At 61.7% G+C, this 12,275-nt stretch carries 10 protein-coding genes; 3 read left to right on the plus strand and 7 right to left on the minus strand.

Going from position 1 to position 12,275, the window contains the following annotated elements; genetic code table 11:
* Nucleotides 1-26: 26 nt before the first annotated feature.
* From HEP69_RS08875 to HEP69_RS08895, 5 genes are all read right to left on the minus strand, one after another.
* On the minus strand, nt 27-965 hold the full coding sequence (locus HEP69_RS08875; RefSeq protein WP_290558171.1) for a DDE-type integrase/transposase/recombinase: 939 nt from the start codon (nt 963-965) through the stop codon (nt 27-29).
* 269 nt (nt 966-1,234) lie between these two features.
* A complete protein-coding gene (locus tag HEP69_RS08880) occupies nt 1,235-1,717 on the minus strand; it encodes an RES domain-containing protein (protein WP_290558172.1) in 483 nt (160 codons plus the stop codon).
* On the minus strand, nt 1,714-2,181 hold the full coding sequence (locus HEP69_RS08885) for an antitoxin Xre/MbcA/ParS toxin-binding domain-containing protein (protein ID WP_290558173.1): 468 nt from the start codon (nt 2,179-2,181) through the stop codon (nt 1,714-1,716). Before HEP69_RS08885 ends, HEP69_RS08880 begins: the two co-directional genes overlap by 4 nt.
* A 115-nt stretch (nt 2,182-2,296) precedes the next feature.
* Complete coding sequence (locus HEP69_RS08890; protein WP_290558174.1) at nt 2,297-3,430, minus strand: ParB N-terminal domain-containing protein; 1,134 nt, start codon at nt 3,428-3,430, stop codon at nt 2,297-2,299.
* Complete coding sequence (locus HEP69_RS08895; RefSeq protein WP_290558175.1) at nt 3,423-4,826, minus strand: AAA family ATPase; 1,404 nt, start codon at nt 4,824-4,826, stop codon at nt 3,423-3,425. The genes HEP69_RS08890 and HEP69_RS08895 overlap by 8 nt, the downstream gene beginning before the upstream one ends.
* Before the next feature lie 528 nt (nt 4,827-5,354).
* Here HEP69_RS08895 and HEP69_RS08900 point away from each other — a divergent pair.
* Together HEP69_RS08900 and HEP69_RS08905 are read left to right on the plus strand one after the other, a co-directional pair.
* Nucleotides 5,355-6,536: a replication initiation protein gene (locus HEP69_RS08900; RefSeq protein ID WP_290558176.1), complete on the plus strand. Its 1,182-nt coding sequence runs from the start codon at nt 5,355-5,357 to the stop codon at nt 6,534-6,536.
* Nucleotides 6,537-6,921: 385 nt separating this feature from the next.
* The gene (locus HEP69_RS08905; protein ID WP_290558177.1) at nt 6,922-10,203 is read left to right on the plus strand and encodes an ATP-binding protein; all 3,282 of its coding nucleotides are present in this window, start codon (nt 6,922-6,924) and stop codon (nt 10,201-10,203) included.
* 128 nt (nt 10,204-10,331) lie between these two features.
* Here the strand turns inward: HEP69_RS08905 and HEP69_RS08910 are convergent, their stop codons facing one another.
* The gene (locus tag HEP69_RS08910; RefSeq protein WP_290558178.1) at nt 10,332-10,766 is read right to left on the minus strand and encodes a hypothetical protein; all 435 of its coding nucleotides are present in this window, start codon (nt 10,764-10,766) and stop codon (nt 10,332-10,334) included.
* Between the two features lie 3 nt (nt 10,767-10,769).
* Nucleotides 10,770-11,639, minus strand: coding sequence for a flagellar motor stator protein MotA (gene motA / locus HEP69_RS08915; RefSeq protein WP_290558179.1), 870 nt, complete (start codon nt 11,637-11,639; stop codon nt 10,770-10,772).
* A gap of 198 nt (nt 11,640-11,837) precedes the next feature.
* Here motA and HEP69_RS08920 point away from each other — a divergent pair, with 198 nt between their 5' ends.
* On the plus strand, nt 11,838-12,158 hold the full coding sequence (locus HEP69_RS08920; RefSeq protein WP_290558180.1) for a hypothetical protein: 321 nt from the start codon (nt 11,838-11,840) through the stop codon (nt 12,156-12,158).
* Nucleotides 12,159-12,275: the final 117 nt, after the last annotated feature.

The following is a 12,275-nucleotide window of genomic DNA, read 5'->3' on the forward strand; positions in this document are numbered from 1 at the left end:
TTATGTCTAGTCGGTATTTGTTTTTTTCAAGGGTGTGGCGGACTACGGACCGCGACGCGGCAGCGGGCCCCCCCCCATCTTCGTGCGGACCGGCCCTCGATATGCCCGCCATAGCGCGGTGTGCCGGGCGGGCGGTGCTGCAAATCGATCTGGTATTCGGAACAGGCAAGCCCGAAGGCCCGGGCGTGAAACTCCGCGCCGTTGTCCACGTAAATTGCCCTGGGGATGCCATGCGCGGACCAGTCTGTATTGATCCCACGCGCCGCCAGCCAATGTGATTTCTCCATCACCGCATGGGTCAGACAGAGCGCGACCGACAGAAGCGAGGGCGGCTCCAGCGACAGGTGGAACCCCAGAACCATGCGGGTGTTCACGTCGATCGCCACGGTCAGCGTCGGCCGACCAAGCGGGTGTCGCGTGACCGGATCGACCACCGTCACATCAGCTTTGGTATGGTCAATCTGGACGATATCCAGCGGACGGTTCGCGGTGAGCGCACCGGGCGTGGCCAGGTGCCGGCGCTCGGCCTTGTCCCTGCCCTCCCGCCGGGCGGTAAGTTTTGCCTGGTCTTTCAGGTCCAGCCAACGCCCCAAACGCCGGATCGAGGGCGGTGCCAGACCCCGTGCGTGGCAATCGGCAGCGACCTCCCTCCAGAACCGCGTTTTGGTCGGTTTGCGACGGGTGGCGTAAAAGTCTCTAAACAGGCGAGATACGACCGCTTCCACTGCCGGGTCCAGTGGCTGCATCCCCGGCTTGGGGCCAGAGGAATTTGGCAGAAGTGCACTGGTCCGCGCATCTTCGCGAAACTGCTTCGCCAAACGATACACCGTCGCCCGGCTGACATCCAGCTGCCGCATCGCCCAGGCAACGTCGCCTTCGGTGAGCTGTTCCGGCAGCTCCGCAAGCACTTTTGCGCGGAACTCGGCCTCTTCCCAATCCTTGTCGGCGACAGAATTATCGGACATGACTTGATCGATGCACGGACGCTGTGTAGTCTCACGAATAGTGACTCACATCCATGTACAGTCTCATGAATTCCGACCCAATCTCAAAAACGAAGAACCGGCAAACCCTTGAAAACAAATGGCCCGCAGTCTCAAGAATTCCAGCAGTCCGACACAGAGCATGAGACGTCGACCTCAACGTCTGCAGATATGACGGCTGAGTACGAGCGCGACGAGAGAGAGGCTGACGGGGCGCATTTCTCCGCCTGCCCCAGCCCGGACGGCAGGCCCTAATCGAACAGGCGCCTGTCCCACCAGACCGGGGTCTCCAGGGACACGGTCACACCCTTGAAATCGGGATGTGAGGTATTGAAGACGATATTACGCTCCATCCGCGCGACCACGGACGGCACGAACAGAATGGCGCTGCGCCGCTCGGTATACCAAGCTTTACCGAAATCACGGGCGACGTCCCCGCCAAAGGACGCCCACCCGGAAAGCGCGTCGGGATTGACAACCTCATAGCTGGTGCCCGCAGGGATGGTGATGTCGATGAAATGCTGGTTCGGCGGCACCTCTCCATTGAAATGGACCAGCTTTTCCAGCATCGCGGTCGAGTAGTGCTCGGACGCATAGATCACGCCGCTGCCCACCTCATGCCAGCGCCCTTCGGCCTGCCGCGCGCCACCATCGTCCCAGATCGGATGTTCCCCCGCCGGATCACCGATGCGAAAGGCCTGGTGATCGCGGGCCAGCGTCCGATGGGCGGTCATACAGCAAAGCTGGCTTCGGCCCGTCGCAGGAGGTTGATCACAGCCTCGGCCCCGGCCGAGCTGGATTGTGCCATCTCAAGCGGCGATTTTCCGGCCAGCAACCGATGTGGCCGCTTCAGAAACCGGTCGATCGCCTCCTTGTCGCCATGGAAATTCCGGCTCACGGCATCCACGACGCGACCCACCTCATAGAGCCGTTCGCTCAGCTCTTTCGAGAGGGCCTTGCGCTCCTTACGGGCGCGGCGCAGGCTGGCCTCGGGGATGAAACAGCCCACCACGTCGCCGCGTCCCAGAATGCTGCTGAGCGTGTCGACCGACGACGGGCGCAGCCCGACCGAGATACGTTCGGCCAGATCGATATCGTTGATCGGTTCCTTGGCGGTCAGCCCCAGGATTCGCCCCAATCGCTGAGCCTCGGACGAGGGCAGTCGATCCGGGGTCGCATAGAAATCCAAAAGGGCCATGTCGGCATCTCCGATGAAAGCGTCAGATGACGTCTATATGTGCGTCAATTGACTGAATGTCAAGCAAGCGTGTGCCGCCCCAGATACCCCTGCCCCGGTTTCGCGGCGAAACCGCCTAGGTCTTTTCCAGCAGCGCGCGGATCTCCTGCATCAGGCTGGTCATCAGTTCGTCGTCCAACCCGCGCCCCTCGAACCGCAGAAGAAACCCGGCCTCGTCGCGCTGTTTGCGGATGGTGATCCCGGCGGAGGTCACCAGCGATTCCGCATCCACCCAATTGGAGATCGGTTTGCCGCGACGCGGCCGCCCGCCACGGCTTGGATTGCGCGTCGGCGTGCCCTGCTCCTCCATCGCGGCAATGGCGTTGTCCAGCATGGACCATTCGTCCTCGGCATTGGCGGGAACGCCACGGGCCAGCGCCTCGCGCAGTTGCCGCTCCCCGCCCTGCCGCAGGATCTGCGCCAGGCGCAAGCCACGCTTTTCGGTCAGCGCTTCGGGATATTCGAGCATATCGCCCAGCTCTTCAAAGATCACGGCAAACGAGCGCACCTTGGAGCGTTTGGCCTTGGATCCAGTTGCAAAGAGCCGGTTGACCGCGTCCTCGACATTGGCAAAGGCGCCCTGCTGCGCCGCGATCACGGCCACGCGACCCCGCTCAAAATGGCTCAGATCGGCGCGCACCTCATTTTCTTCGACCATCGCGATGAAGGCCGCATCGGCCTCAGATCCGGGCCGGACGATGGCACGGATGCGGTCATAAGCGTCCTGCCCGGTCAGCTCGCGCAGCCGACGCACCGCCAGCACCCGGCGATACCCGGAGATCAACGCATAGCGGAGGCCGTCCTCGCGCGGCTCGGGCAGCTCATAGACCTCGATCGGCAAGCGCAGCCCGTTGGCCGCGATCGAGAGCTGAAGCTCCGTCAGCTCGCCCTCCTCCAGCACCGTGCGGTCGCGGACCATGCCGTCGGCCTCGATCTCTGCGACGGGCAGATCCGCCATCAGGCGCCCCTCGGCCTCGGCCTTTTCCAGGCGCCTGACCTCGGATCGCAGCTCCGCCTCCTGGATGCGCGCCTCCGGACTGGCAAGCTCTGCACGCGCGGCGCTCTCGGCGGCCACCTGGGCAATGGGCGCGGTCGCGCTGTCCGGCCCCAATACGCCGCGCGCGCCAGGGGAGGTTTCGTGGCGAAACTCCTCCTCGATCTTCTGCAACTCTTCCGCGCTGGGGGCGGCGACCCGTCTGCGTTTAGCCATTTGGTTGATCCTCCTCTGCTTGCGCCTCATCCGCCATATGCAGATCCCGCCACCAGGTGCCGAGGATCAATTCCTTAACCTCGGCCCAGGTGTGATCGAAGGTCTCGCGCCCGCGGACATAGGTGTCGCGATTGAACTCACGGTAATCGGCCTCATAGATGCCGTTCACCTGTTCCCCAGCCTGGCCGACCATGGCGGTCATGTCCTGACGGAACGTGGTCATGAAATCCCCGAAATAGGCCTGCACGACATTGGCCAGATCGGTCTGTTGCGCGGCATCAAAGCGGGTGATCACCGCGCGCACGGCGTCCCATTCAAACTTGATATCCGGCAGGCCCGCGCGGCGGCGGGCGGCGTTCTCCCCCTCTTCGATACTGGCGAAGGTCGAATAGAGCATGTCAAAGAACCGCCCCGTCGAATCGAACTCCAGAAAGCTCGCGCCAAGCGGAACCAAAAGGATATCGGCGGCGGCCAGCGCGTTGATCGTGAGGTATCCAAGAGCAGGGGGCGTATCGAGGAAGATCAGATCGTACTCATCGAGGATACCCTCGCTTTCCAACGCGTTGGAAAGCGCATCCCAAAGCGACCAACTGCGCAGACCCATGCGCCAGACGGGAACCTGAAACTCGGCCCAGTAAAGGTTCAACTGCGCGCCCAGAAGATCGATATTGGGCCAATGAGTCGACTGGATGAGGTTTCGCGGCGAAACCTTCAGCGCCTCGGTCAGGGTTTCGTCCAAGGGCAGGGGAGGGTCCCCGGCGGCGGCGCGCACCTTGTTTTCAGCCTCGAGCGCGCGGGCATAATCCTTGGCCAGAAGGGGGAATGCCGTCTGCCATTCATCCTCCACCACGCCGCCCATGATCGAGGTCAGCGAGCCCTGGCTGTCAAGGTCGATGGTCAACACGCGGTACCCGTCGAGGGCCGCGGACATGGCCAAATGCGCGGCGGTCGTGGTTTTGGAGGTGCCACCCTTGAAATTCGAGACCGCGATGACCTTGGCCGGCAACCCCTTGGGCCGCCAGGGCAGGTACTCCCGCCCTGCCGCCCCCTCGGCCGCGAAATGGTGGCGCAGGGTCAGCACATCCTGAAGGCTGAACCACTTGGTATTGCCTTCGCCCACACCTTGGGGCAGCTCCGCGTTCTTTTTGAGGACACGGCGGAAATGGGCGGGCGCCACGGGGATCAGGTATTTGCAGATCTCCCAGGTGGAGAACCGGCGCAGGCGTTTCTGTCCATCGGGCGCATATCCGCGCTTGGCCAGATCCTCCCGCCCCTTGGCCGCGAATGCCGCCGCTTTTGCGAATCGGGCGGTGTCGATAGGGTCGGGCAACCGGGCCGCCGCCTGGGCCGGGTCGATGTTGAAATACGGGGGAAGGGGATCCTTGCCTGCGGTCATCTCACATCCTTTGCGATGTACTGCTCTGAGAGTGATCTCTCCCAAACTATCGCACATGGACAGGCCAGGGTGAATCGAAATTCCTCAAATCTGCGCTTTCTAAGCCTAATTCATTGAAAAGCGACCGCCCGAAAGTTGAAGAGTCTTTTAGGACTTTAGAATCTTTGGGTTGCAAATAGTGTTATATCCAAAAGGGTTACGGTGCTTTAGGAACCCGAATACAGGGGTTAAGGCACCCGTATCCGGGATGAAGGGTCCCCGATTCCGGGAGGGAAGGTGCCGATTCGCAGGGGATAGGGCACCAGAGTCCGGTTTTGCGGATTAGAGCCACATTTTGCGACTCACAGACGCTCTGTGGCATGGGTTCATCCCGGAAAAGGGTCCCTTTCAGAACGGATCCATGGGCTCCTCAACGATAAGGTACCCATCTGCGGGAGAGGGTGACCTTTGGAAAAGGCACCACGCTTTTCGTTGCGGTCAGGTGCCTTTTTGCGCATACTCACCGGAAACAATCATAAGCGGGGTCAGATGGACGATATTCCGCGAGAGCAGTTAAGCGGGTCGCTGAGGCGTGCGGCGGTAAAAAAGCATGTGGCGGCGATCCATGTGTCGGGCAAGCTGACCTTGTTGCAGCGCAAGCTGAGCAATGTGCTGTTGCTGAACGCATACGACACGTTGATCAGCCAGCCGCGCCATCAGATCGACGCGCGCACGCTGTGCCTGATGATCGGGTACAACTCAAACGATATGGCCACACTGAAACAGTCTCTGAAGGGCCTTGCAGAGACTGTTGCCGAATGGGACATGCTGGACGAGAAAGGGCAGCAGGAATGGGGGGTGTCCAGCCTTCTAAGCTATGCCAAGCTCAAGGGCGGCATCTGTGAATACGCCTATTCCCCGGCGCTGGCGGACAAGCTGAACGACCCCAAGGTTTTTGCCCTGATCAACCTCAATATCCAGCGCCGGTTCACCAGCGGGCATGCGCTGGCGCTTTATGAGAACTGCTATCGGTTCGTGCGCACAGGCAGCACTGGCTGGTGGTCGCTGGAGCTGTTCCGGCGCCTGATGGGTGTGGAAGGGTCGAGCTATTACGAGACCTTCAAGCATCTGAATGCGAAAGTCATCAAACCGGCGGTGGCAGAGGTCAACAAGACGTCGAATATCCGGGTCACCGCCGAGACGCGGCGCAAGGGGCGCACGGTCAGCGATATCCGGTTTCTGATCGAGGACAATCCGCAACTGTCGATCCTTGATCTGGACGACGGAACCGGGCTGCGCCATGGACCGATCTATGCCCGGCTGCGGGAATTGGGAGCGAGCGACCGGCTTGCCCGGCAATGGCTGAGCACCCATGGCGAGGATCAGGTTGCGGCCAAGCTGGACTATGTCGGCAAGCGGTCGGGGGTCAAGAGCGTGGTCGGCTATCTGAGCGCGGCGCTTGATCAGGGGTTTGGCGATGCTCCGGCGGGGCAGGCGGAGCCCACCAGCGCCCGCGCGATCAAGCTGCGCCGGGTCCAGCAGGCGGTCGCCGCGCGCAGCCCGACGCAGCGCGATGCCGACAAGCGGATGTTTCTGGCCCGGATCGAGGATGCCGCCGCACGGGTGGATTTCGAGAGATTTGGCTGGATGTCGGCCCTGAACGCACAGGCGATCTTTGCGTTTTGGTCGGATATGAATCCCGGTCTCTTTGAGGACGAACCCGCAGACTAGCGGGCAAACCTGTGGGCCGCCGGCTTTGCAAAGACGGTCGATTGCGGTATTCTCGCATCAATTGACAGAACGTTGCAAAAGCGGCGCCGAAAGCTTTAACGAATTATTAAGACCTTTCGGAATTCTTTACGAAGCACGTAGAAGACGTGTTATAAAAAATGGACCGGTCCCAAGATCGCAGAAGCGGCGCAAACCGGTCCGAGCCAGGCGAAAACGACAGGTCGAGTACATGACAAGGGAAACGGTCGGGCATACCGTGCTATTTCGTGCGGGATGGCGCCCCACCACAGAAGGCCGGGCCGGTGCGTATCGTACCGCCGGTCGCGATGCAGAACCAGGCGCGCGGTCTCTGGGATCAGCCTTTTTGGGCAGGGGCTGAGGGCGGATGTGGATTGGCAGACCTTTTGGCGGCCAGGGGCCGCGGCTGCGCCGTGGGCTGAGAAACAGCATCCTCGGCGCGCTTTTGTCCATCGCTATTCCGGGGATCTGGCCCGCGCGGGCGCAAACGGAGGGCCCGGTCGAAACCTACCGCATCGCGGTGCAGGCGACGGCGGGGGCCACGCGCGCCATCGAGACCTGGCGCGCGACCGAAGATGTGCTGAACCAGGCAAGTGCCGCACAAGGGCTGCCATATCGGTTCATTGTCTTGCCAGAGACCGGTGGCAGTCTGATCGACGCCATTGAGGCAGGGCGGGCGGATCTGCTGCTGACCGATCCGGCGGCCTTTGTCGTGGCAGAGGTCAATCACGACGCGCGTGCGATCCTGTCGACGGCGCGCATTCTGGATGGGCGTTCGGTGGATCAGACGGGGGCACTTGTCTTCGCACGCGCCGATGCCGCGATCGGAGGATTGGAGGATCTGGCCGGGCGCAACGTGATGGCGGTGGCCAGTACCGATTTCAGCGGCTGGTGGCTGGCCGCACAGGAGTTCCGCAGGTTCCGGTTGGAGCCGATGGACCATCTGGGCGAGGTGATGTTTTCCGGCGGGAACGAGCGTGAAGTGGTCTATGCGGTGCAATCGGGATTGGTCGATGCGGGCGTGATCCGGGCCGGGGCACTGGAGGAGCTGGCGGCGGCGGGTGCAATTTCGATGGATGCGTTCCAGCCGGTTTCGCTGCAACGCCATGAGGGGTTCCCCTATTGGGTATCGACCCCGCTCTATCCCGAGCGGGTGTTGTCGGCCCTGCCCAATGTGCCGGATGCGGCGCTGTCGCTGGTGATCAACACATTGCTGGAGCTGGAGATCGACACCGCCGCCGCGACGGCTGCGGGACAGCTGGCCTGGCAGGCGCCGGAGAATTACCAGTCGGTGCATGCGCTTTTGGTATCGCTGCGGGCGCCGCCTTATGAGAATTACATCTGGCAGGCGGTGGTGCGCATTCACCGGCTGTATCGCTGGCCGATCTATGGCGTGGTGCTGGCGATCCTCGGCTCGCTGGCTTTTCTGACCTATCAGGCGCGCCGCAACATGGCGCTGGCCGAGGCGCGGCGGGCCGTGCTCAAATCGGAATCCCGGTCGAAAGTGTTCTATCGCAACGCGATCGAGAACCACACGGTGTTCTGCATGCTGACACGGGATGGCAAGATCTCGCATGTGAATGACCGGTTTTGCGAACTGGCCGGGCAGGACCGGCGGCGGCTTTTGGGACAGGAGCTGTCGACCTTCCTGTCCGAGCGCGATCAGGCGGTGCTGAGCGGTGAAATCGCGCAGTCGATGGATCTCAAGACGCCGTGGAACGGGCATCTGCGTCTGCGCAAGCAGGCCGGTAGTTATTCCTGGGCGCAATGTACGGTCATTCCGGTGACCGGGATCGAGGACCAGCTGAGCGAGATTGCGCTGGTGGCCACTGATATGACCTCGACCCAGCAGGATGTGGTGGAGGAGACGTTCAACGACACGCTGGAACTGATCGAGGATCCGGTGATCGTGTTGCGGCCCCGGGGACTGGATATCCTGTATTGCAACAAAGCGGCGCACCAGGCTTTGGTGAGCGAACGGGTGGGCGGCGACTGGAAGGACCGGCCGATCACCGATTTCATCACTGCGGAGGATGTGGCGTCGCTGCGGATGCGGGCAGAGGCGGTGGTCGACGGACCGATGCGCCGGGTGACCTGGGAGGTCGAGAGCGGCAAGGGCGTCGATTACGAGATCAGTCTGGAATACGTCATCCCCGACATGGACGAGCCCAGCCTGGTGGTGATGTATCGCGACGTGACCGAGCGCAAGGCGGCGGAGCGGGCCAAGAACGAATTCATATCGACCGTGAGCCATGAGCTGCGCACGCCGCTGACCTCGATGCGGGGGGCGTTGCAAATGGTCAGCTCCGGCGTGATGGGCGAGGTTCCCGGCAAGATGCAGGAGCTGATCGACATGGCCGGGCGGAACACTGATCGGCTGATGACCCTGATCAACGATATCCTGGATCTGGAAAAGATCGAGGCCGAGAAGATGGAGTATCATCTGGAGCCGCTCGATCTGGTCGAGCTGATCGAACAGGCGACGGAGGCAAACCGGTTCTACGCTCAGCGGTTTAATGTGACGCTGGTGCCCCGGATCGATATGGCGGAGGCGCCTTACGTCACCATGGGGGACTGGAACCGGCTGATGCAGGTGATGGACAACCTGCTGTCGAATGCCGCCAAATTCTCGCATGAGGGCGGGGAGGTACATATCAACCTCTATCGTCACAAGGACTGGATCCGGATGTCGGTGCGCGACTATGGCACGGGCATTCCCGAAGGCTCGCAATCCAAGATTTTCGGCCGATTCGTGCAAAGCGACAGCTCCGATACGCGGGCCAAGGGAGGCACCGGGCTGGGCCTGGCCATCGTGCGCCCGATTGTGGCCTCGCATAACGGAGCGATCTCGTTCCACAGCGAGGAGAATGTGGGAACCGAATTCTATGTGGATCTGCCGCGGTTCGATGGGGAGCATGCCTCGGCGGTGGAAAAATCGGACAGCCTGATCGTGGCGCGCTTTTCCGAGGTCTTTGCCGATACGGACGCAGAGATCCCTCTGCCGCAATCGGCCCTGGTGCAGGCGCTGGAGGAGCGTTTGCAAGCCACGGGTTGGACAACCGAGCTGGAACCGGGGCGCGTGACGCTGGCCAAGATCCTAAGCGGTTCGGGATTGCTGGGCCACACCATCGCGCTGGATCTTGTGGATGCGCAGTGCCGGGGCCTGATCTCGGATCTGATGGCGCAGGACGTGATCGAAGGCGCACCGGTCCATATTCTGGAAGCGGCGCTGCGATCCGATGATGGCGCGCCGACCGAAGACGGAGACCGGCGCGGGTCGCTTGTGGTGTCGCACTGGCTCAGAGAGTTGCCGGACCTGATTGGCCAAGGCGAGCCGGTCAAGATTATGGTGATGGGCGCGCAGGATGGCACGTTGATCAAAGGCGAACGTATGGAGGTGACGCGCGTCGCCGATGCACAGCAGGCCGCAGCGCTGGCCCGCGACGATGGGTTCGATCTGGTGCTGGCGCTGTGGGAAACGGGGGAGGCCTGCACCGCGTTGATCCTGCCCACCCGCGAAAGCCGTCTGTTGGACGAGGTGCCGATGACAGTCTTTGCCGGGCAGAAAGCGGCCAAGGGTCCGTCGATGGGTGTGGTGTCGAAATTCAACCGTCGCGGCGGTGCGTCGCGCGGTGGACGGGCGCGCTGATCCTCTAGCGTGGCGACATTGACCGGAGGCATCGCGTATCGCCTTTTGCGTTGAACCGGCCGGATGCCAGGCCGCGAAAGGGACGGATCCAGACGCCCTATAGCGTTTCGAGTTTGACTTGAAACGCTTTAGGACGTGCCCCGATGATGGGTGAATGTCGCGCGCGCGACCTCATCCATTTGCGCGCTTTCCTTTCGGCGGTCGTCATAGTTCTGGGCGGCTTCGAGCCGGTCGCAGGAGGTCTGCCATGAGCGCATGTCGATAAACCGCTCGCGCACCTCTTGCTCGAGCTTTGAGCCGATCTCGTCCAGGGCCGAGAGTTGTTCGCCCAGCCCGACCTGTTCGACCGCGATTGCCTTGAGAAATCCCGCGACGAAGGGGGCGGCCTCCAACGTCTGGGCGTGGCCTTCTTCATCGCGGCGCCGGTCCAGCGTTTCGATGTGGCCGGTGATCTCGGCCTGGCGGGCGCGGATCGCAGCCAGCTCGGCCGAGAGCGCGTCGATCTCGTGCTGGCGGGCGCGCAGGATGACCTGAAAGGCCTTGAGCCGCTTTGCGCTCGACACCGGTCAGGCCGCTTCGGGCAGGGTCTGGCGGGCCTCTTCCATCTCGTAGAAATTCGGCTGCAATTCGCTGGGAATGTTGCCGCGCCCGATCTCGATGCAGATCGCGGGCGAGTGGTCCTGGAGGATCGCGATAAAGACATCCCGGATGACGTTGTAGAAGGCGCCGTCCTGCTCTTCGATGGCGGCGAGACGGCCCGAGACTGGCGCGACAAAGAGATACGCCAGAAACACCCCAAGGAAGGTTCCCACAAGCGCGCCGCCGATCATCTCGCCCAGGACGGAGGGCGGTTTGTCGATCGAGCCCATGGTCTTGATCACCCCCAAGACCGCCGCGACGATCCCGATGGCGGGCAGGGCGTCGGCCACGGTGGTCAGCGCGCGGGGCGCCTTGAGCGCCTCGTGGTGGTGTTTCTTGAGCTTTTTGTTGATGACCTCTTCCATCTGGAAAGGATCGTCGAATTGCAGCGCCAGCATGCGAAAGCTGTCGGTGATCAGATCAAGTGCGAAATGATCTTTCTGCAAGCGGGGGTATTGCGAGAAGATGCTGCTTTCCTGTGGGTTCTCGATATGCTCGTCCAGCGACAGGATCCCTTTGGTGCGATACATCTTGGTCAGGGTGAACATCAGGTTCAGAAGGTCGATGTAATCCTGCTGTTTCCATTTCGGACCCTTGAGCGCCTTGAAGGTCGATTTCCCGGTTCCAAGCGCGTCGCGGAAGGAATTGGCCGCCAGGAACGAACCCAGCGCCGCGCCGCCGATCATCATCCCCTCATAGGGCAGGGCGTAAAGGATAACGTCCATGGTGCCGCCCGACAGCATGTAACCGCCGAAAACCATGCCGATGACAACGATGAACCCGAGAATGATATTCATGAGAAGCTACCACGTCTCCTTGATACGGACCGCGGTGCCGCGCCTATGCGTCCGCCGCGCCGCCGCGTCCTGTGGGTATTTTGTGCATGAATAATGAGAATAGTACAAGAACAAATAACTGGCACTCAACAATTGACAAGAATAGAGGTGCGTGGGAGATATGCTTGTATCTGCGACCAATCGCTCCGGGGGGATGCGGTGACCACACGACCGGACCAGGATCACAAGGCCTTTGTCTTTCTGATGACCATCGGAGAGCTGCGCCGGATGTTCGACGACTGGCCGGCGCATATGCATCTGGCCGTGTGCCTGAAGGACGACGGCGAGTGCCGCATGCTTGTCTATCGGGAAGAGGAGGGCGCGGGGGTTCTGCCGCGGTTGCGCCGGGTGCTGGGTCTGCGCATGTCCGAGATTTGCTTTTTCCCCGAGCTGGAAGGGTTCGCGACGCGCAAACTGCTCTATTCCGACGAAAAGCAGCTTTTGGGGTCTGCTCCGGTAGGGGGCAGGATAGTACGTTAAGCGAACTGAGCCTTGGTACAACGAGCGGCGAAATCACCCAAAGATCCCACAATACCAAATGCTGCAAGTTGAACGAAAGCACGCGTTTTCAACCACACCTGGACGGAAAAAATTAAC

Source organism: Aestuariivita sp. (genome assembly GCF_021404545.1).
GTDB lineage: Bacteria > Pseudomonadota > Alphaproteobacteria > Rhodobacterales > Rhodobacteraceae > Aestuariivita.